This window comes from Sphingomonas sp. R86520 (assembly GCF_042466285.1).
Classification (GTDB): domain Bacteria; phylum Pseudomonadota; class Alphaproteobacteria; order Sphingomonadales; family Sphingomonadaceae; genus Sphingomonas.
On sequence record NZ_JAXHBZ010000002.1, the window covers coordinates 67,187 to 88,435 of the forward strand.

17 protein-coding genes and 3 pseudogenes are annotated in these 21,249 nt (G+C 56.2%); 8 read left to right on the top strand and 12 right to left on the bottom strand.

Translation table 11 applies throughout. The annotated features are described in order from the left end of the window. Positions 1 to 81: 81 nt before the first annotated feature. A complete protein-coding gene (locus SJY41_RS20640; protein WP_380784265.1) occupies positions 82 to 735 on the bottom strand; it encodes a hypothetical protein in 654 nt (217 codons plus the stop codon). 671 nt (positions 736 to 1,406) lie between these two features. On the opposite strand from SJY41_RS20640, the gene SJY41_RS20645 reads away from it, so the two are divergent. From SJY41_RS20645 to SJY41_RS20655, 3 genes and pseudogenes are all read left to right on the top strand, one after another. Further along, on the top strand, positions 1,407 to 1,736 hold the full coding sequence (locus tag SJY41_RS20645; RefSeq protein WP_380784434.1) for a transposase: 330 nt from the start codon (positions 1,407 to 1,409) through the stop codon (positions 1,734 to 1,736). Continuing rightward, positions 1,727 to 1,909, top strand: a complete 183-nt coding sequence (locus tag SJY41_RS20650) for a hypothetical protein (protein WP_380784266.1) — start codon at positions 1,727 to 1,729, stop codon at positions 1,907 to 1,909. The genes SJY41_RS20645 and SJY41_RS20650 overlap by 10 nt, the downstream gene beginning before the upstream one ends. Next, positions 1,882 to 2,226 (top strand): annotated as a pseudogene (locus SJY41_RS20655) (transposase); the annotation flags it as partial. The gene SJY41_RS20650 and the pseudogene SJY41_RS20655, both read left to right, overlap by 28 nt. A 239-nt stretch (positions 2,227 to 2,465) precedes the next feature. On the opposite strand, the gene SJY41_RS20660 reads toward SJY41_RS20655, so the two are convergent. Together SJY41_RS20660 and SJY41_RS20665 are read right to left on the bottom strand one after the other, a co-directional pair. Beyond that, positions 2,466 to 3,482 (bottom strand): glycosyltransferase, encoded by a 1,017-nt coding sequence (locus SJY41_RS20660; RefSeq protein WP_380784267.1) that lies wholly within the window; start codon positions 3,480 to 3,482, stop codon positions 2,466 to 2,468. Between the two features lie 24 nt (positions 3,483 to 3,506). Continuing rightward, entirely contained in the window at positions 3,507 to 4,268 is a 762-nt protein-coding gene (locus SJY41_RS20665) for a polysaccharide deacetylase family protein (protein ID WP_380784268.1), read from the bottom strand. Between the two features lie 357 nt (positions 4,269 to 4,625). On the opposite strand from SJY41_RS20665, the gene SJY41_RS20670 reads away from it, so the two are divergent. From SJY41_RS20670 to SJY41_RS20685, 4 genes are all read left to right on the top strand, one after another. Beyond that, on the top strand, positions 4,626 to 5,978 hold the full coding sequence (locus SJY41_RS20670) for a DUF4910 domain-containing protein (RefSeq protein WP_380784269.1): 1,353 nt from the start codon (positions 4,626 to 4,628) through the stop codon (positions 5,976 to 5,978). 46 nt (positions 5,979 to 6,024) lie between these two features. Further along, positions 6,025 to 7,362 carry a protoporphyrinogen/coproporphyrinogen oxidase gene (locus SJY41_RS20675; protein WP_380784270.1) on the top strand — a complete coding sequence of 446 codons (1,338 nt, stop codon included), beginning with the start codon at positions 6,025 to 6,027 and terminating at the stop codon, positions 7,360 to 7,362. A 179-nt stretch (positions 7,363 to 7,541) separates the two neighbouring features. After that, entirely contained in the window at positions 7,542 to 8,042 is a 501-nt protein-coding gene (locus tag SJY41_RS20680) for a MucR family transcriptional regulator (RefSeq protein WP_380784271.1), read from the top strand. 2,007 nt (positions 8,043 to 10,049) lie between these two features. Next, the gene (locus SJY41_RS20685) at positions 10,050 to 10,328 is read left to right on the top strand and encodes a transposase (protein WP_380784272.1); all 279 of its coding nucleotides are present in this window, start codon (positions 10,050 to 10,052) and stop codon (positions 10,326 to 10,328) included. Between the two features lie 339 nt (positions 10,329 to 10,667). On the opposite strand, the pseudogene SJY41_RS20690 reads toward SJY41_RS20685, so the two are convergent. From SJY41_RS20690 to SJY41_RS20700, 3 genes and pseudogenes are all read right to left on the bottom strand, one after another. Beyond that, positions 10,668 to 10,799, bottom strand: a pseudogene (locus SJY41_RS20690) (IS3 family transposase); the annotation flags it as partial. Positions 10,800 to 10,909: 110 nt separating this feature from the next. After that, positions 10,910 to 11,620: a TVP38/TMEM64 family protein gene (locus SJY41_RS20695; RefSeq protein WP_380784273.1), complete on the bottom strand. Its 711-nt coding sequence runs from the start codon at positions 11,618 to 11,620 to the stop codon at positions 10,910 to 10,912. Then, on the bottom strand, positions 11,617 to 12,417 hold the full coding sequence (locus SJY41_RS20700; protein ID WP_380784274.1) for a glycosyltransferase family 2 protein: 801 nt from the start codon (positions 12,415 to 12,417) through the stop codon (positions 11,617 to 11,619). The genes SJY41_RS20695 and SJY41_RS20700 overlap by 4 nt, the downstream gene beginning before the upstream one ends. Between SJY41_RS20700 and SJY41_RS20705 the strand changes: the two genes are divergently transcribed. Then, a complete protein-coding gene (locus SJY41_RS20705; protein ID WP_380784275.1) occupies positions 12,416 to 13,786 on the top strand; it encodes a hypothetical protein in 1,371 nt (456 codons plus the stop codon). The genes SJY41_RS20700 and SJY41_RS20705 overlap by 2 nt on opposite strands. 9 nt (positions 13,787 to 13,795) lie before the next feature. Here SJY41_RS20705 and SJY41_RS20710 read toward each other — a convergent pair. From SJY41_RS20710 to SJY41_RS20735, 6 genes and pseudogenes are all read right to left on the bottom strand, one after another. Beyond that, a protein-coding gene (locus SJY41_RS20710; RefSeq protein WP_380784276.1) for an IS5 family transposase occupies positions 13,796 to 14,622 on the bottom strand; the annotation gives its coding sequence in 2 pieces (ribosomal slippage) (positions 13,796 to 14,442 and positions 14,442 to 14,622; 828 coding nt in all). A gap of 100 nt (positions 14,623 to 14,722) precedes the next feature. Then, positions 14,723 to 15,025, bottom strand: coding sequence for a ribbon-helix-helix domain-containing protein (locus SJY41_RS20715; protein ID WP_380784277.1), 303 nt, complete (start codon positions 15,023 to 15,025; stop codon positions 14,723 to 14,725). Further along, a complete protein-coding gene (gene parA / locus SJY41_RS20720) occupies positions 15,022 to 15,708 on the bottom strand; it encodes a ParA family partition ATPase (protein WP_380784278.1) in 687 nt (228 codons plus the stop codon). The genes SJY41_RS20715 and parA overlap by 4 nt, the downstream gene beginning before the upstream one ends. Positions 15,709 to 16,016: 308 nt before the next feature. Next, positions 16,017 to 16,262 carry an AAA family ATPase gene (locus SJY41_RS20725; RefSeq protein WP_380784279.1) on the bottom strand — a complete coding sequence of 82 codons (246 nt, stop codon included), beginning with the start codon at positions 16,260 to 16,262 and terminating at the stop codon, positions 16,017 to 16,019. A gap of 2,918 nt (positions 16,263 to 19,180) precedes the next feature. After that, a pseudogene (locus SJY41_RS20730) lies at positions 19,181 to 19,775 on the bottom strand (IS481 family transposase); the annotation flags it as partial. Positions 19,776 to 20,214: 439 nt separating this feature from the next. Further along, positions 20,215 to 21,228 carry an NAD-dependent epimerase/dehydratase family protein gene (locus SJY41_RS20735; protein WP_380784280.1) on the bottom strand — a complete coding sequence of 338 codons (1,014 nt, stop codon included), beginning with the start codon at positions 21,226 to 21,228 and terminating at the stop codon, positions 20,215 to 20,217. Positions 21,229 to 21,249 lie beyond the last annotated feature (21 nt).

Sequence of the window (21,249 nt, forward strand, 5' to 3'; positions counted from 1 at the left end):
CCCCTGATCCAAGCCGGTACTTTCTGGGGGGCGCAAACACCCCGGCCATGGAATCCATCGTGCCAGAGGAGAACCGGAAGCTCATCCTTCACGTCCCTCATGGTTCGCCGTCCAGTAGCCGACTTCGGCGCCGACCGACGATGAAAACGAGCGACGTGCCTCGAACAGCTTCGCCTTGAAATCGGTACACATCTCGATGAACGAGCCGGCGATCCGCGCGATGTCGAGCGAGCTGCCCGGCATATTCGCAGCGTTCATGGCGTGAACGGCCTGGTTCACGTTATCGCTCATTTTGACGACCATCTTGCGGGCCTTCCCGAGTTCCTCTGTCGTAACCGGTGCAAGACGAAGAACGGCCGCCTTGTCCCAGAGCTGCCAGCGGATCGTACGTTTGATCCACTCATTACGTGACAGCCGAAGCGGCGCGCCGACCTTCTCGATGGCCTCGATCTCGCTGCGATGAAGACGGATTGTCACGCGGATCAGATCGTCGGGATGGCCCCTGCCCTGAAGCGGCCCGTTCGGTAGATCGTCATTGTCCGGGGCAAGAACCGCGCGCGCGATCGTGTTCGCGATCCAGCTGCTGCGCGTCTGACCATTCGCGGCGGCGATGCGGTCGACCTCCGCGACGAGCTCATCCTTGAGGCGCAGGCCTACATTCATCTTAGAAGCCCCGTGCAGCGGCGCCGATCGGACCAACGTTAAACATTGGTGTCGTTCGGCATATCCTGCCATCCCTTAGCTTCAATAAGGTACGACTAACTACCCCTCTCAAACAAGTACCGGCTTCCTATTAAATTGCTCGCGGACACTGCGGCGCCGGAGTGCTAGATATGGTCTTCCAAATCGATCGCACGTCGAGGTGTTGCGCGCCAAGCGACCGGGTCATCCGATCAATCAATCTCGCAATCTAACCGACCGAACATCCGACATGCTGCGGCTTCGGTTTTGCAATCATTTCGGAGTGATACAGTGCCTCGAACCAGTCTAAAACGACCAACCTTGCCGCTATCGATGCGCGACGCGAAGCCCTGAGAGCCGAACTAGCCCAACTTGACGAACAAGCAAGGACCGCAGAGTTGGCAGCGCGCGACACAGGCCTACCCGTCCTCCTCTCGGCTCTCAATCGCGTAAAGATCGCGGCAATGAGCAAGAACGACGCAAAGTTCATAGCGACCACCATCGGGTCACACGGCGGCAAGACGATAGCTCAGCACCTGTCGTCGCTGGCTTCCTCCTAGCGCGATCACAGCACCTCGGACGGTGCCCCAATTAGTAGCCAAGGGAAATGAACAGTTTGTTCAGCCTCACCCATGGCTGCCAAGCCAGTCGACGCGTCCGCTTAATTTGCCAATATTCAACGTGAACTTCTGCTTGAAGCGTTAGCGTCGTATGAAGGTGACAAGATCCACGCGGACGACACGCCAATTCCCGTACTCGACCGCGGACGCACCGCGACCGGGCCGCTATGGGACTATGCGGTCGACGACCGCGCCTCTGGCAACACTCCGCGCGCGACATGGTATCGCTTCACGACCGACCGCACCGGCGCATTTCCGCAAGGCCATCTCGCCGGAATTCGAGGCCTCCTCCAGGCCGACGGCTATTCTGGTTACAGCGCGCGCTATCGAAGCGGCGTCACCGAAGTCGTGTGCTGGGCCCATTTCAGCCGCAAGGTGTTCGACCCCGACCTTCGCCGGGGCAAGCTCTGCATGAGCGAGTTGCCATGCCGCTGACGACAGACATTCTTGAACGCATCGGTGTCTCGTACAGCATAGAAGCCGAGGTTCGCGGCAGGCCGCCCGACGTGCGGCTGGCGGCGCGGCAGAACAGGACGACGCCGCTGGTCGATGGGCTACGCAAGAAACTCGACGCGGCACTGGCCGGCTGTCGCGAAAGTGCGACATGACCAAGACTATCGACTATGGCACGAAGCGATGGCCCGCGCTGCGTAGCTTCCTCGATGACGGGCGCCTGGAGATCGATAACAACATCGCCGAACGCGCGTCGCGCGGCGTTGCCGTCGGACGGCGAAGCTGGCTGTTCGCCGGTTCGAAGACGGGCGGCAAGCGCGCCGCAGCGATCTACACCGTGATCCAGACCTGCAGGGCTAATGGCGTCGAACCGCATACCTACGTCGCCGAGGTCACTGGGAAGATCGCAGCGGATTGGCAGCGGCGCGATGGGACGTGCTCATGCCCTGGAACTGGGCTGCGCAAACCGTAAAGCCAGTGACGCAAGCCGAATGATCTGCGGTCTGCCGGTCACGCTTACGGTACTGCACCGTGGCTAACGTCTCAGCTCAGACCATACCCTGCCAAGTGCCCCTCATCGGATGCAGACTGTGCGTTGCTAACTGTCTCTATTGCATTTCCGGGCGATCGTCCTTGAGGCCAATACGAATACTGGGCTCACGAGTTTCGCTTAACGCGCAATAGAGACAAAGCACGATTGGCTTCGGTATACTACCCCGATGATGATGGCGTAGAATGCGGACCTCGATACATAGTAGCCGGCTTAGCGACACCATCGGAGGAAATCGCCGCTGGTCCACGTCTAATGCCGGGAATCCTTGGGATACCCGTATGGCCATGCAGCACGCCTTGTGCGTAAGCTAAGACAAGATCGAGTTCAGTGCGTTCGTTGACGTACGACACGATCATAGAAAGTAGAGCTACCTTGAGATACGCGGATGCGACAATCCACCAAGGCCACGCAAAGTCGCCCAACTGCGCCCGGCGCGTGATGGAAATGCCCTCCCAATACGCTCGTTCCCTGGCCCAGCTGCGCTCAAGCCGTTCAGGTTCAACAATATGATCAACCTGTATCGTATCGGAATGCCAGATCTGCCAGCCACAGCGCAGAAGAACCTCGACAAGATGGGACTCCTCCCCACTAAGCAGCGATGTCCCATGACGCCCCAAACTCGTATCGAATTCGCCTGCAGCTAACAACGCATCGCGGCGGATGACTGAATGCCCAATGCCGAACCGCGTTTTCCGTTTCTGATCAAACTCGCCCTGCCGGTTCAGCATGCTGAGATAGGCAAGCCACCGTTGACCCACCGCCGGTGGCGTAGCGCCGGGCCATTTCGGGGCGACATTACCACTGCAAGCGGCACAGGCGGTTGGAAGGCGTTCTACAAGCTGAAGTGCCTTTTGCGCCCATCCTGGCGACGGCAGTTCGTCATCATCGATATAGCCGATCCAAGGCGTTCTGCATTCATGTAACGCTGTATTCCGTGCTCGCGAGATACCGGCTGCATCGAGACGTACAAGCGTCAACAAATCGCCATAGCGCGCAGCATACTCTGCCCGCGGTACGGCAGGCGGATAACTCGCGCTATCGACGACGACAAGACGAATACGCAGCGGCGCCAATTGGGGCAGCAGAACGGACAAAAGTTGATCAAGTAAATGTGGACGGTTGTGTGTGCATACCGCAACGGTGAGCAAAGGGTTAAGAACGGTCGAAGGCGACACCAGCTCCCTACCAAGAGCAAGCATCTAGTGCACAGCCGTAAAACGGACGAAACGCGAAAGGGTGCGGCGCCCTGTAGACGGACGGATCGTTGTTGTTTTGATCCCGTACCGCGCAAACCCGCGCAGCAGCGACGTCAGTACAATCGGCGCGATGGCACCGGAAAGTGGTGCCTCTGCACCTATTGCATCTTCATGAAGCAGCAGGATCGAACCACCGAACCGAGGATCTTCCAAGGCGGCTATCACGGTGCTGTCGCAGCGCGTCTGTAGAGCCGTGATCGTGCTGCAGTTATCGGCCAACGTCCAATCGTCAAACGAATGGCTCCAGTGTGCTATCTGTATATCGTCGCGCCATGCGCTCAATTGTGCATGGACCCTGGCACTATCATGACCTGACCCATAGGGAAGCCGGACGAGATAGGGACTTGGCGCCGGCCTAGCCCGTGCCAGAATAGCTTCAGTCCGCGCTAAGTCGCGCATGAAATCGTCAGGCGACAATTCGTCCATGCGTTTGTGCCGATAGCCATGAGAATAAATCGCATGGCCATTCATGGCAATGTCTTGCACCAGCTTGGGATAGCGTTCTGCACGTTCTCCACATAAGAAAAAGGCAGCAGTAGCATTGAAACGATCGAGAATCTCGAGAATTTCCGGTGTGGTATTAGGAGAAGGTCCATCATCAAATGATAAGGCAATCAGGTTTTTACCTGGCGCCGTTCTACAGATCGGCAACCAATCCCCATCCGACCATCTACTACGTAGTTTTCGGTTCAGATCACTTATCATAGCCCCCCCGACAAACAGCAAATCATCGGTGTAACGCCCCCGCTATGTACCGTACCCAACGGTAAAAGTAAACGATGGTAACAGGCAAAGGCAATTATGGCGTACAACCATTACCCGTTGATGATCATCTCAACAACGAGATGTATTAATTGCCAAAATATGAATCATACCAGCCCATCTTTCGACGAAGAGCGGGCATGATAGATCTTAACAGTGATCGATCCGTATACTTCCTTGTAATATAATCCATTTTCTCCAGTTTATATACTTATACCTCCGAGGACGCTCGCCAACATTCGCTATACGCTAAATATTGATCCACGCACTGCCGTGTGAAGACATATGGGGGACATTGTAATGACGGCAGCAGTAGCCATGCCGAGGCTGTGTCGATCCGCTGCGCCGGATAGTGAGCATTTGCCGTTTGATTCGATGGGCTTGGTCAAAACGTTGTTCCCCCTTGCGCGAAGCCTGACTGGCGATGGCGTTCGCAAAACGCTTCACGAAATTGCCAAACATATACCATTAATCATTGAGGAAGTGCCGACCGGCACGTCTGTTCTTGATTGGCACGTCCCAAAAGAGTGGAACATTCGTACCGCGTCTATACGGTCACTATCTGGTGAAACGCTGGTCGACTTTGCCGAGTCCAATCTTCACGTTGTAGGCTACAGCCGCCCTATTAGGGCAATCGTATCGCGCGAAGACCTCGCGGCCCACATTTACACCCTGCCTGAACAACCCGACGTCATACCGTATCGAACCGGGTATTACGCTGACGACTGGGGTTTTTGCGTGCAGGACACGCGTTGGCAGGCGATGCAAGACGACGCGTATTTGGTCGAAATCGACAGCGACCTCGAACCTGGCCATCTCACTTATGGGGAGATGCTCGTACCCGGCCTGTCCGACGACGAAATACTCATAAGTGTCCATATCTGCCACCCAAGCCTTGCCAACGATAATTTGTCAGGAGTGGCGGTAGCAACCGCCCTGGCGAGAAATCTTCTGGCTACGCCCGGTAGAATGGGAGTCCGCTTTCTGTTTGTACCAGCAACGATTGGGGCGATCACTTGGCTTGCGCAAAATGAGGCGACACTCGGCCGCATCAAGCATGGCCTGGTCCTCACGTGCCTAGGGGACGCGGGGAGGTTCCATTACAAGGCCAGTCGGAGGGGCGCAGAAATTGACCGTACTGCGGGGCACGTCCTCGCACAGTCGCAGGTATCTTCTACCTTGCTGCCCTTTTCACCCTATGGATATGACGAACGGCAATATTGCTCGCCCGAATTTGACCTACCCGTGGGATGCTTGATGCGAGGCGTTCACGGGCAATTTCCCGAATATCATACCTCACGCGACGATTGCACGTTCGTCACTGCGACAGCGCTGGACGAGTCCTTGGAAGTCGTTTCGAAAATCGTCAGCACGTTACAGCGCGATGTCTTTTACGAACGAATTGACGGACGCGGCGAACCACAGCTGGGGGAGCGCGGCTTGTACCGTGCCATAGCTGGTCAAAAAGAAGCTGGTGGCGCCAGTCAGATGGACCTGCTGTGGTTTTTGAACCTAGCGGACGGACGCCATTCGCTCCTGGATATGGCTATACGAGCCAATACATCTTTCGACCGGATCGACGCCGCAGCTACATTGGCCTTGCAGGCAGGGCTGGTACGCGTGCGCATAGCATCACGCGATCCACAGCGTTGACAACATTACCGCGCCTGAATTCACCGCATAGCAAGGGGACTTTTGAATGATCGACACTGGTATCGTCATCCTGGGATCGGGCATGGCCGGTTTTGGCGCCGCTAACTATCTGGCCGAACAAGGCGTATCAGCGCGAATCTACGATCAACGGCCGCGGCCGGGCGGGCTCACGTCCAGTTTTGGCTCGGGCGACGGCTTTATTTTTGACGAAGGCGTACACATCTCGTTCACGAAAAGTGAACGCGTCAAGGCATTGTTCGCGAAATCTGCTGATAAGTTTGAAATTGGCCGCGTATATTGTAACAATTACTGGCAGGGACACTGGATCAAGCACCCCGCACAGGTTAACCTTCACGGCTTACCAACAGACCTAATTGTAGATTGCATTAAGGACTTTACGGCCGCAAATGCCGTCGAAGAACCGTTAGTAGCAAATTACGCCGACTGGTTGCTCGCGACATATGGTCCAACCTTTGCGAATACATTCCCCATGGTCTATACGCGTAAATATCACACGACGGACGCCTCGAACATGTCAACTGATTGGCTTGGACCACGGTTATACCGACCTAGCCTTGACGAGGTTTTGCGTGGCGCGTTGGAACACGAACCACTCGACGTGTTCTATGTCGACGAATTCCGTTACCCCACAGAAGGCGGATTCGAAGGTTTTATCAAAGGGTTTTACGATAAAGCGAAAGTCTACAATAATCACGAGGTCGTTGAAATCGATCCAATAGTCCAGATTGTTACGTTTGCGAGCGGCGCAACCGCGGCCTTCAACACACTTATCTCATCAATACCCCTGCCTAAGCTAGTTCCACTCATAAAAGGTGTACCCAATGACGTCCTTGACGCATCAAGGCGCTTGGCGTGCTCGCAGGTCGTTGTCGTAAATGTTGGCGTGAACCGACCGGTAGAGACCAAGGCACAATGGTCTTATTTTTACGACGAAGACATTCCATTTGCACGCGTTAGCTACCGCAACAAGTTAGCGCCTAAGTCATGTCCGCCGAATTGCGGCGCCTTCCAGGCAGAGGTGTACTTCAGCGACAAATACCGCCCACTTACGGGCACACCTGATGACTGGATTGAACCAGTCATAGACTCGCTTATATCCTGTGGACTGATCCGCGATCGCAGCGAAGTTATCCATCAAAGCGCCATCTGGATCCCGTTCGGCAATGTTATTTTTGACTTGGAGCGACGCGCAGCAGTCGAGATCGTCCAAGGATATCTCGATGACATTGGCATCCGTTACTGCGGCCGATTTGGTCAATGGGGTTACATCTGGACCGACGCTGCCTTTCTCAGTGGTGAGCAAGCTGCCCGTCGATCGTTAAAAGCCCAAGGGACCGAAGCACCAAAGCTAGCTTTGGCATGATAAAACATCGATTAGGAACAGCCATCTGATAAATAAAATTCGCCTTCATACAGTTCCATCGTCATAGAACTGCGGCTTGGCGACGCTACATTAATTTGAAAGATATCTAATTTAGTTAGCAGGACGTTTCTACAATTGATAGTTTGACAAAAGCAGCTCTGATATACTGAGATTCACAAATGAACAACGAGATCAGAACAGTCAAATTGGCCGCCGAGTTGACCGCGGCTTGGCTGGCCAACCCGAGTACGCGTACGGATCGCGAAGATATTCCAGCGTTTCTAACTTCCATGTATGCAGCTGTTTCAGATTTATCGAGCGCAGTTAGTCCGATATCCCTAGATAAGCCCAATCAGAAATTTGAACCAGCCGTTACGGCTCAACGATCTTTGGCATCCCCGGATCATATATTGTCGTTGATCAACGGCGAACCTTACAAGATTTTACGCCGTCATCTTAAGAGTCATGGACTTACCCCGGCAGAATATCGCAGCCGATATAATCTCAGTGCCGACTATCCGATGGTTGCGCCGTCTTATTCGAACACACGTCGAGTTATGGCAAAATCCGTTGGCTTAGGTTTAAAATCACAGAAGTCTTCCGAAAAAATCGATATATTTCTTGAGGCACCCCGGAAACCCCGCGCCCGTAAAACGCCTAAGAGCCCGACCGAGGATTGAGGCGTGCGATTTCAGTAGCTTGTGATTGACCGGGTGTTGCGAAGACCACGAGGTTCACATGGGCTAGACTGAAACCGCTCGGTGCGAGCGAGACAGAAGCGGGCTGCGCTATGCAAGCGATCGAACGGACGAAGAATGGGCTGTCGTCAGGCCGTTATTGAGGCGGACCTCTAGGATGGCGCGAGCGCAAGCACAAGGCGCGGACCCTGTGGGATGCGATCCAGTATATCGCATCGATGGTTGCCTATGGGCGCAACTGCCAAGGACTTTCCGCCCTTCACAACGGTACAGTACCATGCGCGACGGCAGCCTGTTCGATGTCATTACTGCAGTGCTGGTAGCGAGGATGCACCCGCATGAACGGATCGCGAAGACAGCAGGCCGCGGAACGGCTCCATAAGCAACAACGCCTGGTACGCTCAGGTTACCTGTCCAAGGGGCCCGAGCGTACCAAGCGGCCAGTACGCCCAGGTTACCTGTCCAAGGGGCCTGAGCGTACCAAGCGACCAGTCGACAGCGCACTCAGGAGAACGCCGCTGACTGAGCGTCAGAACTCTACCGCACGTGGTATTTTTCAACGCTTACTGTTCGGTACTAATCCGTTCGAGCAAATGCGGCTCCTGATCGATTCCGAAAGACTCGCGACGCTATCATCCAGTAGCTCAGTCCCTAAACCTGATTCGAACAGCCAGAGCAGATAAGAATTATGGTACCGACCATAATTAGTATATTATTGAATCCAGCTATTTGCTGAGCTGCCTAGCTTCATGTTGAAGACAACGCGCATACATTAGCGCTATGTTCGCAAAATCGAATAATATTGTTTGCAGCCAATGGCGTATTACCAATAATGAATAAGATACTCAGGTATCATTCCATGAGGTTATGCGACGCTTAAGAATTACTGCTGGAATCACCAATTTTTTCGACATAAGATTACACAATCAGTGTCTACATTAGACTTTTATGTTTCTCTTAGCCATCTCGCCGTACGCTATTTCAGCAAGGGGGGTTTGAAGCTGAGACCTAAAGATATCAGCAAAATCAAGTAAGTCTTCATTTTGCAGCGTCCGGATCGACGTCTCGATTTGTGCGAGGCGGTGCGCCGCTCGAACGCCGTTGTCGGCACGTCGTTTAGTACGAATTTTCAACATGATGCACCATAACATAAACTGATTGAAAATGGCAAAGCGAGAAACGCATCGTCCGGTGACTGGCGACTGATTACAAAACATGATAAAATCATATTATTATTGTCTAGATTCGTATATCGACATAATACCAATCGTTATGATCTCGATCAACGAAGGTTATCGCTGCCTCTCGATTAATGCTTACACTGTATTTTTTCCTATTACTTAATCTTGCGGTGGGCAACTCCATTATGACGACCCTTATGCGTTAAATTTAGGTGGATTATGTGCCTCATAACGCGGAACAGTATATTTTAAGGAGTCTTCTATATATTACACTTTGTAAAAACACCGATCTCTCAAGAAATTTTCGCCTCGTAGCGGGTGGATGATGACCCCGATGAAGCTTCCAAGCAAACCGCGGCCTCCTAAAAGTTGTCTATGGTGCGCAGCCTTTAGCCTATATTATATTATTTCATTTCTAGCTATATTTCGCGTAACCGAAGTGATTGGACACAAGCGATGCCGCCATTTAACCACTCAATGGTACAGAATCCGCGAACAATATGTAAGAGACTAACCGATAATTTAATTGATCGATTCTAGGAGCATGTGGTTTAGCGGGGGTTGCGAAGACCACGAAATCACATGAGTTGGACTAAAACCACTCGGCCAGGCAAGATAGAAGCAGGCTGCGCTATTCAAACAACTGCATCGATGAAGAATGGCCTGTCGTCGGGCCATTATTGAGACGAACCTCCAGGTTAGGACGCTCCCGCAAGCACAAAGCGCGGACCCTGTTGATGCGCTCTAGGATATCGCGTCAACAGGGTGCCAACGGGCGCAACTGCCCAAGGACTTTCCGCCCTTCACAATGATGCAATACCATTTGTACCGGATGCGGGACAACGACCTGCTCGATGTCATCAACGCGGCGCTGGTGGGATGGGTGCGGGTATCGGAAGGTCGCACGCCAGCGCCGAGCGAAGGATTCATCGATAGCCAGCCGGTGAAGACCGCCAAGGCGGGCGGGTCTCGCGGATACGACGCGGGCAAGAATATAAAGGGGCGCAAGCGCCACGTCGTGACCAACATGCTCGGGACGTGGTGCACGACGCCGATGTCCAGGACCTCTACGGGGCGCCCGATCTGATCGGGCGATCCTGCGACGCGTAACCCACACTTACCAGAATGTATGCCGTGGCGGCTATGCCGACCAGAAGAGTAAAGTAGCGATGCCGTACATTGATCGGCTGACAATCGAAATCATCAGATGTTCCGACCTAACGGGTCCTTCGACTTCGCTCATGTGAGCTTTTGTCATTCTGTCCCGGCGCTCGGGCGTCGAACGCACCCTGCGTGACTCAGCCGACGTCGGCGTCTCGCCAAGGACTAGGAAACCCTCCAACGCCGCATTCGAGGCCTAGATGGTCGTCTCATCCATCAGGCGAGAGACGCGCCGTATCGCTAAACTCGAATTATGAGTCGGGCTCTTAGGTAGGCCACGACGCCGCGGACGCGCTCTCAGGCCATGCACACGCATCAATCGCTCGATGCGACGCAAGCCACACGAAAGGCCTTCGGCCAGAAGGTCGTGCTAGACGCGCCGTGCACCCAGGTCCGATGACTGGAGCTGAAGATGGCGCGGATCATCCTGTCTACGCTGCCTTTCGCGCAGCGATGCACGCCAGGAACAGCGTTGCTGCGGTACCGTCGAGCGAAGTTTCAGAAATGCTACACCGTCGCATTCATCAAGGTTTCACCGCCGCCAAGACTCGAGCGCAACATTCGCTGAATGCGCAGGCCTGCGAAGATCGTTGCGGCAAGACCCATCACCAGCATCGCGCTCTGAAGCAGACTGGTATCGTTCTGCGTTACGGCCAGCCCGGCGCGCGCGAACGCGCCGGTTGCGACATACCCCAACAATGCAGGCAAAGAGGCCAGAGTGCCGAGCAGGAACTGGCGATTGTCGATCCCGGTAAGTCCCAGCCCATAACTGGTGGCTGCGAACGGCATTACCGGGGAGACCCGCATTAGGCAGACAAATCGCCAACCGTCGCGGGCAACCGCCGCGTCGATCTTGGCGAGCCCATCGCGGGACATGAGCAATTGGGCGATCCATGGCCGTAAAATCGATCGGCTGAGCAAAAAAGCCACCCAGCCGCCAAGAAGCGTCCCCGTCGCCGACAGCGCAAAGCCCAGCCATATGCCGTAGGACAATCCCGCCGCAATCGCGAGCAACGAGGCGGGCAGGATCCCCAACGCAGCGACAGCGACCTGAATGGCGGCAAAGACAAGCCAGCCTTGCGGACCGCTCGCTTGGGTCGCGACGAGCAGGCTATCGATTTGTGTCATCGGATTGCGCAGTCCGCGCGAGACGAAGGCGCCGGCGCCCAGCGCGGCGAGGATCACCGATCCGATGATCGCGCGGGGCGGTGCCCTCAACGTCGACCTACCGCGAGCACCGCGCGAAGCGACACATCGTCAAAGCTGCGAGCCTCGTTGCCATGGAAGATCGATGAGCGACGGAGACCCCAGCGATTGAGCCGGTAATCGAGCGCGGTCATCAGCACGCCGATCCCGTAGGTACAACTGCGCCGAAAATTGATGCTCGATGCTTCGGCGAAATATTTGGTCGGGCAGGATATCTCGCCTATCCGGAAGCCGAACCATGCCGCTTGTGCCATCATCTGATTGTCGAAAACAAAGTCCTCCGAACAAGACGACAATGGTAGTTTTTCCAGTACGGTGCGGCTCCACGCACGATAACCCGAATGATATTCGGACAATTTCTGCGTCATCAGTATGTTTTGAACCAGCGTGAGCATGCGGTTGAAAACATATTTGTATCTGGGCATTCCGCCAACCAGCGCGCCGCGCCCGAGAATGCGGGATGCCAGCACCATATCGTACTGATCGGACGCAATCATGCTGGCCATCGCTGTTACAAGCCGAGGCGTATATTGATAATCGGGGTGCAGCATGACTACGATGTCGGCACCACGCGCAAGTGCACTGGCATAGCAGGACTTCTGGTTGCCACCATAGCCACGGTTACTACGATGCATCAGCGTATGAATGCCGAGCTCGCATGCCACCGCGACAGTGTCGTCGGTGCTTGCATCGTCGATCAGGATGACGTCGTCGACGACATCGAACGGGATTTCAGCATAGGTCTGCCGCAATGTCTTTGCGGCATTGTAGGCTGGCAGCACCACCGTGACTTTTTTGCCCCCAATCATGTCTCGCTCCTTGTCGGCATGCTCTGCCGCGCGCAATACGCGCTTGAGAACTGGTAGAGGCGTAGCGGTTAACAAAATGAGAAATCGGGCATTTTGGGTGCCGGCCTTCGCGGCCACGATCCTGTTTATACTATTGGCTGCGCTTTATGCGGGCGGCGCGCGCGATCTTTATGATGCGATCATCCGCGGCTGGGGCGTGGAGGTGTTCAGCTTCCCGTTCCTCGATACCGATACGGTGCTTTCCGCGATCCGGTGTCTGCGAAAGGGAGTCGACGTGTTCGTCGTCAACCCGTGCGACTATCTCGGCCGGGTATATGATTACTCGCCGCTGTGGCTGACACTGGCGGCGTTTCCCATGACCCTCGGGTGGCTGCAACCGATCGGCTTCGGGCTCGATATCGCGTTCCTTGCGGCATTGCTGCTGCTGCCGGCGGGGCGAACCCGGCGTGATGTCGCATTGATCGCGTTGGGCGTCGTGTCGTCGGCGACAGTCTATGCGGTGGAGCGCGGGAACAACGACCTCGTAATCTTCATTCTCGCCGCGGGCGCTGCCACTCTGGCCTGTCGATCGCCGATGGTGCGTGTCATCGCCTACATGTTGGCGCTGCTGGCTGGTCTGCTCAAATATTACCCGATGACGCTGATGGCACTGGCAACGCGCGAGGGGCCAAGACGCTTCTTCGCGGTTACGGCCGGATCGATCGCGCTGACTGCTTTGTTCATTGCAATTGCGGGCCATGATCTGGCGCGCGCACTCCAGCTGATCCCGACTGGACCGTATTTCTCCGACATGTTCGGATCGATCACGGTCGCGGGCGGCCTTACCCAGTTGATCGGCTGGCCAAATCTCATGGGTTCGGCACTACACGGCGTCATGGTTTTTGCCGCAATCTTGATGGGCGCACGACTGGGATTACGCGACTGGATAGGGGAGGATGTCACGCGGTTGAGCGAGCGTGAGCGGACGTTCCTGTTAGCGGGCATAATGCTGACATGCGGTTGTTTTTTCACCGCACAGAACATCGGCTATCGTGTGGTTCACCTCGTTCTGCTGCTACCTGCAATGGTTGCACTGCGTCGCACTGCGAACAAAAGGCTCTATGGCTGGGGGGTGGCGGCAACCCTCGGGCTGCTGTGGTCGCAAGGCTGGCGGCATGCGCTGCTGAGCGCGGTCACCCCTCTTGGCGAACGTGCGCAAAGCACTGCGATTTTGATGGGCTGGATCGTGCGTGAAGGGCTCTGGTGGTGGCTGATAGTCGTGCTGATCGGACTTGCCACCGCGCTGCTGCTGCAATCGGAGATGGGGCTTTTTGCGCGGCGCTTGGTTATGCGTTCGCGGGATTTTGGCCCCCCACGCTCTGATGCCTAAGAGCCCGAATCATAATTCGAGTTTAGCGATACGGCGGGTCATTCGCCTTTTGGACGAGACGACCATCCAGGCTTCGGACGAGGCGATGGAGGCTTCCCAGTCCTTGGCGAGACGCCGGCATCGGCTGAGCCACGCTAGCGTGCGTTCGACGACCCAGCGCCGGGGCAGGACGACAAAGCCTTTCAGGTCGTACCGTCTGATGATTTCGATGGTCAGCCGGTCAATGTGCGCGACCGCTGCTTCAAGCTTCTGCCCGACATAGCCGCCATCGGCATACAGTCTGATGAGCGTGGGATACGCGTCGCAGGATCGCTCGATCAGGCCGGGAGCCCCGTCGCGGTCCTGAACATCGGCGCCGTGCACCACGCCTTCGAGCATGTTGCCGAGTGTGTCTGTCACGACATGGCGCTTGCGCCCCTCTATCTTCTTGCCCGCGTCGTATCCGCGAGGCTCACCGGCCTCGGTGGTCTTCACCGGCTGGCTATCGATCACGCCTGCGGTCGGCGCCGGCGTGCGACCTTGCGATACCCGCACCCATGCCACCAGCACCGCGTTGATGACATCGAGCAGGCCGTTGTCGCGCATCCGGTAGAAATGGTACTGTACCGTTGTGAAGGGCGGAAAGTCCTTTGGCAGTTGCGTCCATAGGCAACCGTCGATGCGATATACTGGATCGTATCCCACAGGGGCCGCGCCTTGTGCTTGCGGGGGCGTCCCACCCTGGAGGTTCGCCTCAATAACGGCCGAACGACAGCCCATTCCCCATCGGTGCAGTCGCTTGCATAGCGCAGCCTGCTTCTGTCATGCTCGCGCCGAGCGGTTTCGGTCCAGCTCATGTGATCCCCGTGGTCTTCGCAACCCTCGGTGAATCACAAGCTACTGAAATCGCTCAACTCAATTTTCGGTCGGGCTCTGAGACGCGTTCGTACCGCACAATTAATCCCCGATCGGACTTTCGCCGTGTTTGCGCAAAACATCGTTGAATGCCTCGGCCATCAGTGCCTGAAGGCTTCGTCCCTGCCGGCGGGCCAACGTATGCATCGCGAACGACATCTCGGGGCTGAAGAAACCGGCAATCTGCTTACGGCCTTGACGGCTTGCTGGGACGGATGCCCCCCCCTGCCCGCCTGGCATTTGGTTGCCCCCCTGTCGATCAGATGGTTGCGGCGATTGCGCCTCCGAAATTGGGTTGGGCGCGGTACGATCACGTAGGTTGGCGAACGACGGCTTGCGGCTCATGCTACGTTTTTCCCCTTGTGTACCGAACTCTTACGAGCAGGCTTCTTCGACGACCCAACCAAAGTGCCTACTTGTAGACATGTCCACTTGTATATCCGTCTAATATCATCGGCGGCCTTGCCTTCGGGTTCGAACTCCATGACGGTGCGACCTTCAGCGCTGGCATGGCGGAAGGCAGCGCGGTCGGGAATAAAGAGTGGGCAAGCCGTTGTACCGAAACCTTCCACCAGTTCGCTCGCTTCTTGGTACATGCGTGGCGCGTTGGGAGAGCCAGCGGTAAACACAACGAACGCGGGCTTGCGGAGCAATTGGACGAGCTTGGCCGTAGTTTGAATGGCCGACAAATCGAAGGCGCTAGGACGGCAAGGAATCAGGACTAGATCGGCGATCTCTACAGCAGCACGCGCTGCGCTGTCTGCATGAGGCGGCGTATCTATGACGATGAACTCCGCCCCCTGCCCCCTCGCCTGCTCGATCTTTGCGGCAAGTCGCGGCGGTGGGCTGTCGATTACCTCCGGAGGCGCGTCCTGGCGCCAGGCAGCCCATTGGCTGGCGGTGGCCTGGGGGTCGGTATCGATGACAAGAGCTACGCGCCCTGCATCGTGAGCGGCAGCAGCGAGATGGAGCGCGAGCGTCGTTTTGCCTGCGCCCCCCTTCTGACTGATGATTGCGATCGTTGGCATACCCCCCCCTACATGTCTACATGACGACAAGTCAACTTTGTTAAAGAGGCTGGATGCAGTTTTGCTATCGAGCTACGTCGATACTCAGACTTGTTGATCCGTCTATGTGTCGATGTGTCTGCCGCTCGGCGTGTCGACCTTTCAACGTACCGCGATCCTCCATGGCACCACGCATTCGGACGCCATTTTATTCCGAGAACACAGCCGGTTAGAGGGCGCTTGCTCCATTAACCGGTTCCCCGGCAACAGCACTGAGGAATGCCGGTGCACAGGCATAACGGGTAAAAGGCATGTGGTTCGTAAACGTGCTAGGCAGGGCAGGGCGGTAGGCCTTGGAAATTTGCCGTCGCATGACCGCTGTCGACTACCTTTGTGGCGCGTTCTGGCACCAGGCGGCATTCGCTGACGGTGGCTTGAGGGTCGGTATCGAGGACAAGAGCTACGCGCCCTGCATCGTGAGCGGCAGCAGCGAGATGGAGCACCAGTGTTGTTTTGCCTGCATTGCTCTTCTGATTGATGATTGCGAACGTTGATACAACCTGATGGGTCCACATGACGATATGTCGACTTCGCTATCGAGGACGAATGGATTTTACCTAATAAGCTACGTCGACACTCGGACTTGTTGAGCCGTCTAGGTGTCGATGTGTCTGCCGCTCGACGTGTCGGCTTGTCTACGCACCTCAATCACTTTTGGCACAACGTATGCTGACGGCATATTATTCCGAAAACACAGATGGTTAGATTGAACTGGCTCCACCAACCGGATCCCCGTCAACGCACCAAGGAACGCGGGGGCACGGGCATGGCGAGTAAAAGGCACGCGGTTCGTGAACGTGCTAGGGCGGTGGGGGGGCTGGGCGGTAGGCCTTCATAATTTGCCGTCGCATGACTCTGCGCAATGGTGGTCTGTCGATTACCTCCGGAGGCCCGTCCTAGCGCCAGGCAGCCCATTGGCCGGCGGTGGCTTGGGGTCGGTATCGAGGACAAGAGCTACGCGCCCTGTATCGTAAGCGGCAGCAGCGAGATGGCGCACCAGCCTCTTCTTGCCTGCGTTCCCCCTTCTAACTGATGATTGCGATCGCTGGTACAATCTAACGAGTCCACATGACGACATGCCAACTTTGCTAAAATAGGACGGATGAATGTCGCCCAATGAGCTACGTCGACAATCGGACCCGTCGATCCGTCAACGTGTCGATATGTCTGCTGGTCGGCGTGTATGCTGGTCGGCGTGTCGACTTGTCGACTTGTCGACTTGTCTATAAACCGCTATCCCTCCTGCACAACGCATGCGGACATCATATTATGCTGAGAACACAGTCGGTTAGATGAAACTTGCTCCCTCAACCGGATCTTCGCCAACATCTAAGGGATGCGGGTGCACAGGCATGGCGGGTAAACGGCATCCGGTTCGTGAACGTGTTAGGGCAGGGCAGGGCAGGGCAGGGCAGGGCAGGGCAGGGCAGGGCGGTAGGCCTTGGGTATTTACCGTCGCGTGACTCTGCCCAGTGAACTTGGGTGTGCTTGTCTTGGCCGCAAACCGGACCGGAAGGACAAGGTATATTGAAAATATGAGTTGCCTTGGTGCTGGGCACCAACGCCATCGCTCGCAATCGCTACGACGATCTTAGCCTAACCGCGAACTGAGAGCAGACGAACTTGGGCCGGCGCCAGGTCCAGCTCATAGATGCGGCTGAGCTGATCGGTCTAATATCCGCGACGATCGTATACAACGCCGCCTTAAGGCAGCGGTTGCGTCGTATGGCGCCACGCCTCTTGGCAGAGCGGCCTTCCAGACCGAGGGACGGGAGCGCATCCTCGAAAGTCAGGGGTAGATCTTTCCGTGGTAACCGGCCCGCGGCGATGACGGCTTTATAAGGAGTATGGTTGGCGACTTAACGTTCGTTATCCCGCATGGCAGCGCCGCGATCTGCATGCGGGCACACGAATTCCACGTTTGAAAGACTGCCCCCAGTTCGGGGCGCGCCAAGGTAGAAGCTTCGTTGCCACCTCCGAAATCGCGTAGGAACAGGTAGCTACGTCCTTTCCGACAATCCAGGGCCCCGGTACGGACCACAATTAGCAGGTCGACAATACGACATTCAGGTTCGTCGACAGATCGGATGGCAGACATGTCGACTCATTGGGTCGTTTGCGTGTTAAAGGGGACGGAATCTTCAGGCACCCGGGTGTCTACGTGTCTGCCTGTGGACAGGTCGTGATACCGACCTGTTAAATTAACTGGAGTATCAGTTCGTTAATGCATTAGTTCATTGGGCAATCGATATATCTACATGTCGACAAGCTGATGGACGGCATTTATCACTAAACCGCGGTACCGTACGATGTCTCCACTGCACCAAACCGGGCCCAATGGCTACCAAGCCAAGGAGTGTCACTGTGGGATCCGGGTGTCACGGGTCATATCGATTTTGGCCGCATATCGAGGCAGCACCGATGTCGACAGGAAGACACGTTGACCTGTTGCGCCTCCGAGATATGAGAATCCCCACTGTTGAGAGATCGATCTGCCGTTTAGTCGGCATGTTAACATGGCCACATGTCGACATGTTATAGTTGGAAGGTGTTCCCCCCTGCATGGCCGCCTCCATTTTCATGGGTCAAATGAGCGCACGCCGTTACGGCACCCAAAGGCTCGTAACTATCTGACGATCATGCTCGTCACGCCTTAGAAGAACGGTTGCCGACAGACCGATCGTCGACACGGCCACTCACAGACATGTCGACATGTTCCAAGAGGGAGGATGCTGATGGCCGGCGAGGCGACGTATGTAGGGTCAGTTTCTGTTCGCACGCACACTGGTTCACGAACTAACAGTTCCGATGTTTTTGAGAAGCGGTGGCTCTAATTCATCGGTTGCCGAAAACTGTCAAAAACGATCCGCTTTGGCCGCGCTCGATGTAAACGATGCACACGACCCTACCTGCGCTTCGCCATGTATCTTGGCCATGAGTGGTGGTGAGATGCCAATGCCGCGTATTGACGTTCTGGCTCAGATCGATGGTCTATGGTTAGGGTTTGCTCGACGCGGCATATATCCGCCTGACCTGTGCCCGTCTGCGCGGGTCAGATCGCGATCCGTGCTACGACGTCTGCACAATCTTCCCGGACTGTGCCAGCGGCGTCAAATGCTTTATGACGTCGCTAAACATTGCTCGCAGCGCTCCTGAACGCCCCCCGACTGCGCGTTTCCTCGATCTTGAACAGAGATCGTCGCGTCACGCCTTCTGCGCTATTACGGTAAGCCCCAGGGCAGGGGACTAGCAAAAATCGACCTGCGTCGCCAACTGACGTCGATACCCACTGGGATGGTATGGCATACCGCAACTACCGCTTATCGCAGCTGCGGCCGAGGCGGGCGCTACTGTGCAGGTGGATACCCGTAGGGACCGCCTCATGTCTACATGGGGACAAACGCGACCAGGTGGTGTTGCGGTTGCGCGGTTGCTCGGCGAACTGGATGCCCCGTTCGACTTCGCTCAGGACAGGATTGTCGGTCAGGATCGTATGAATTCGGCAGGGCACGGCTTTCAGCAGAAGTTCGAGGAACTCCCAAGCCGTCCGCATGTCAGCCTTGTCGACGAGCTGGGTGACCGCAAACTTGCTGGTGCGGTCGATGCCGACGAACAGGTAGAGCCCTTGGACGATCTCAGGAGAGCCTTGCCTTCGGCAGTCTGAACCTCGGCGATATCCATGTGAAAGAAGCCGATCGGGTAGCACTTGAAGCGCTGTCGCTTAGGCTTGTCGCCCTCGATATCTGGCAGACGGAATATGCCGTGCCGCTGCAGGCAGCGGTGCAGGGCTAACCGTGTCAGATGCGGGATCGACGGCTGCAACGCATAGAGGCAATCGTCGAGCGGCAGGGGTGGGGCCTTCGGCCCGGTCCTCAAATCCTCAACCGTCGCTCGCTTACGCCACTTCGCCACTGTATTCGGGTTGATCCCGAGCTCTCGGCTCAGCGTCGAGAGCGAAGCTTGCGATCGCTGTATTGCTGCTCTGACGGCATACGTGTCGTGGCGCTCCCGTGACGTACCTGTTCCATACTGCTTCCTTCCATTCTAACGAAAGGATCGGACCATCAAATCGCGGGATCAAACACCTAGATCGCAGTGGGCGCGAGCAATAGCGTCAGTCGGCGATCGTCGTCGGTCAGTAAAGGCCATACGGGGTCGTGTTTCGTTTCGGAAGAAAGGCGGTAGCCCCTGTGTCCCACGCGCCGGGCCGCTTCCTGGGGACGGTCTCGGCGATATCAATAACTCGTCCGCGCTTCGGCGCGATCATAGAATTAGCCTGTGGCGCGCAATACTTTCTCTACAAGGGCAGTGCGCTGGCGTTTTTGGTTGAAAGCGTGATTGTACAGTAGGAACACCATGTGGTGCTTAATGGGCCGCACGAGAAGCACGTCAGTTTCCGTACTGCTAACCAGGCAATTTATAATCGCTTGAACGTGCGAATTTCAGACGGCTAAGCACCGGACAACTTCATTTGCGTGCTATACCTTCGATATTATGGTACTCACGGTACCATCTTACAAAACGCGGCACACCTTCTGCAATTGTTGTATGAGGTACAAATGCCAGATCGCGCTGGATGGCGCCTATGTCTGCAAAGGTGTCCCGTACGTCGCCTGGCTGCATCGGTAGCAGTCGGCGCTCCGCGGTACGACCGCAAGCCTGCTCGATCAGCGCGATCATCTCGCCAAGATCTTCAGAGCGGCTGTTGCCGATATTGTAGATCCGATGCGGGCTGATGCTGCCGCCCGCCTTGACCGCACCGTCGTCGGCAGGGGGATTGTCAAGGCAGGCGACCACGCCGGCGACGATGTCGTCGATATAGGTGAAGTCGCGCCGCATTCGCCCTTCGCCAAACACGTCGATTGGTCGACCATCGAAGATTGCCTTGGTAAACAACCACATCGCCATGTCGGGCCGACCCCAGGGGCCATAAACAGTGAAGAACCGCAGGCCGGTCTGCGGCAGGCGGTAGAGGTGGGCGTAAGTCTCGCTCATCAGCTCGTCGGCTTTTTTGGTCGCGGCATACAGCGACAAAGGCTGGTCAACGCGGTCCTCGACACGGAACGGCAGCGTGTCGTTGCCGCCATAGACCGAGGAGGAGGACGCGTAGACGAGATGCTCGACCTGTCGGTGCCGGCCGATCTCGAGCATGTTCAGATGACCGGCAAGATTGGCCTGGAGATAGGCGCGCGGATTCTCGATCGAATAGCGGACGCCGGCCTGTGCGCCGAGATGGACGATGCGATCTAGATGCTCGCCAACGAGCGCGGCGTCCAGCGCGACGTGGTCGGAGAAGTCGACCTGCTTGAAGCTGAACCCGCTACCAAGCTTACCAAGCTCAGTAAGTCGCGCATGCTTCAGCGTGACGTCGTAATAGTCATTGAGGCTGTCAATGCCGAGCACCGTGTCACCGCGCGCGAGCAGATGCCGGCTGACGTTGAAGCCGATGAACCCGGCCGCGCCGGTAACAAGAACGCGCATGAGGTCTCTCCCTGGATCAGC

Coding starts and splice junctions, on each gene's coding strand:
- SJY41_RS20700 (WP_380784274.1), bottom strand. CDS start 12,417: ATGATTGGGGGCAAAAAAGTCACGGTGGTGCTGCCAGCCTACAATGCC.
- SJY41_RS20725 (WP_380784279.1), bottom strand. CDS start 16,262: ATGTGGACCCATCAGGTTGTATCAACGTTCGCAATCATCAATCAGAAG.
- SJY41_RS20680 (WP_380784271.1), top strand. CDS start 7,542: ATGAACAACGAGATCAGAACAGTCAAATTGGCCGCCGAGTTGACCGCG.
- SJY41_RS20735 (WP_380784280.1), bottom strand. CDS start 21,228: ATGCGCGTTCTTGTTACCGGCGCGGCCGGGTTCATCGGCTTCAACGTC.
- SJY41_RS20640 (WP_380784265.1), bottom strand. CDS start 735: ATGGCAGGATATGCCGAACGACACCAATGTTTAACGTTGGTCCGATCG.
- SJY41_RS20675 (WP_380784270.1), top strand. CDS start 6,025: ATGATCGACACTGGTATCGTCATCCTGGGATCGGGCATGGCCGGTTTT.
- SJY41_RS20685 (WP_380784272.1), top strand. CDS start 10,050: ATGATGCAATACCATTTGTACCGGATGCGGGACAACGACCTGCTCGAT.
- SJY41_RS20715 (WP_380784277.1), bottom strand. CDS start 15,025: ATGAGCCGCAAGCCGTCGTTCGCCAACCTACGTGATCGTACCGCGCCC.
- SJY41_RS20705 (WP_380784275.1), top strand. CDS start 12,416: ATGTCTCGCTCCTTGTCGGCATGCTCTGCCGCGCGCAATACGCGCTTG.
- parA (WP_380784278.1), bottom strand. CDS start 15,708: ATGCCAACGATCGCAATCATCAGTCAGAAGGGGGGCGCAGGCAAAACG.
- SJY41_RS20670 (WP_380784269.1), top strand. CDS start 4,626: ATGACGGCAGCAGTAGCCATGCCGAGGCTGTGTCGATCCGCTGCGCCG.
- SJY41_RS20650 (WP_380784266.1), top strand. CDS start 1,727: ATGCCGCTGACGACAGACATTCTTGAACGCATCGGTGTCTCGTACAGC.
- SJY41_RS20665 (WP_380784268.1), bottom strand. CDS start 4,268: ATGATAAGTGATCTGAACCGAAAACTACGTAGTAGATGGTCGGATGGG.